The sequence below is a fragment of the Zunongwangia pacifica genome, assembly GCF_023499215.1.
Classification (GTDB): Bacteria; Bacteroidota; Bacteroidia; order Flavobacteriales; family Flavobacteriaceae; genus Zunongwangia; species Zunongwangia pacifica.
Genome location: NZ_JAKHSK010000089.1, coordinates 1 through 1,863, shown reverse-complemented (window position 1 = coordinate 1,863; position 1,863 = coordinate 1). Strand labels below are relative to the sequence as shown.

Genomic DNA, 1,863 nt, shown 5'->3' with positions numbered 1-1,863 from the left:
ACGAGATGGCTAGGTGGAGAAATCAGCCGACGTCATAGTAGCCAGCCTCCTGATAGGTTGGTGAAGGACTGAACGATAATGGTCCTCAATAAACGAGGGAGCAATCTTACGCTACGGATAGTGTTCCAGTAAGATAGTAGCCTTTGATTAAGCGGGACAGCGAATCGATTGTAATTATTTATGATTAAACAATTAACAAGTAAAAAGAACCTAAACGCAGCCTATCGGCAGGTGTACCGCAATAAAGGAGCAGCAGGAGTAGATGAAGTTCAAGTAACAGAACTAAAGTCTATTCTGAAAACTCACGGCAAGCAATACACCGAGCAGATAGAAAGGGAATCTTATCAGGTGTCTCCGATATTGGGAGTTGAAATACCAAAAAGCAATGGGAAGAAGCGATTACTCGGTATTCCCACAGTTGTCGACAGGGTAATTCAACAAGCATTGCAACAAGCACTGCAACCTGTATTTGAGCCAAGCTTTCACAAGCATAGTTATGGGTTCAGACCAAAGCGCAACGCCCACGGGGCTATTGCACAAAGCCTTGACAATATCAACTCCGGTTATCAGTACATAGTGGATATCGACTTAAAGAGCTTCTTTGATGAAGTGGAACACTATGTTCTTTTGGAGTTGATTTATAAAAAGGTAAAGTGCAAGCCAACGATGAAGCTGTTGCGTTCATTTCTTAGAGCGCCAATACTGATTGACGGCAAACTGCATAAACGCAGAAAAGGAGTTCCGCAAGGTTCTCCTTTAAGTCCACTGCTTTCCAATATTCAACTCAACGAGTTGGACAAAGAACTGGAAAAACGTGGACATCGTTATGTAAGATACGCCGATGATTTCAGTATTTACGTCAAAAGTAAGAAATCCGCAAAACGTGTAGGTAACAGTATTTACAAGTTTTTGCGAGACAAACTCCAGCTTCCAATAAATAGGGAGAAGAGTGGCGTACGTAGGCCTTCTGCCTTTCAGGTATTAGGGTTTGGTTTTGTGCCAACCTATAAGAAAGGGGAAAAAGGTAAGTATCAACTGGTGGCTGGATCGTCAAAGTGGAAGGAGTTTAAAGGAAAGCTTAAACACCTGACCAAAAAGACGATACCCGCGAGTTTTGAAGAACGAATCCAACGAATTAACTTGTTGATCCGAGGCTGGATAAATTATTTCAAACCTGCATCCATTCAGGGAAAGCTTAAAAAGCTGGAAGAATGGCTGCGGAATCGTTTACGGTATTGCATCTGGCACCACTGGAAAAAGCCCGAACGAAAACGGAAAAACCTGATTCGGTTGGGAATTAACCCAGACCATGCCTACGCTTGGAGCCGTACCAGAATGGGCGGTTGGGCAGTTGCCAAGAGTCCTATTTTGCGTACCACCATTACCGTAGAACGCTTAAAAATGAAAGGTTATGTTAGTCTAATCGAATACTACAATCGATGAGTTTCATTGTTGAACCGCCCAGTACGAGACCCGTACGCTGGGTGGTGTGAGGGGTGCACTCCGTCATTTGATGGCGGAGCCATCCACTCGATTGGCAAATGTCATTTTCTCGAATTAATTGAATTTTCTATTCTACCCATTCGGATAAAGTTTCTTTTATCTCCCAGTTTCCATTTTGCTTGATACCGATTAAAGCAATTCCTGAGTGTAGCGTCCCTATTTTCATGAAACATATTGTCCTAGTTTTGTCAAAAATTGGTGGAGTAATCATTATATATTTATCTGAATTTTTATTTAAGTAACCCGTAGTGCATTTATAAAAAGTTGTGCAAACTGCTAAAAGGCAGTAAATTGTAGTTACCACACAAACAATTTCTATGCACAACTTTCAAACAAATTACGATAAAATTTTAGAGGTTT

At 41.4% G+C, this 1,863-nt stretch carries 1 protein-coding gene; it reads left to right on the top strand.

Annotated elements, in window-relative coordinates; all coding sequences use genetic code 11:
• The first annotated feature begins 180 nt into the window (after window positions 1-180).
• Window positions 181-1,443 (top strand): group II intron reverse transcriptase/maturase, encoded by a 1,263-nt coding sequence (gene ltrA, locus L1967_RS22155; protein ID WP_249603666.1) that lies wholly within the window; start codon window positions 181-183, stop codon window positions 1,441-1,443.
• The last annotated feature ends 420 nt before the right edge of the window (window positions 1,444-1,863 follow it).

Excerpts from the sequence above, each read along its gene's own strand:
- ltrA (WP_249603666.1), top strand. The coding sequence starts at position 181 with ATGATTAAACAATTAACAAGTAAAAAGAACCTAAACGCAGCCTATCGG.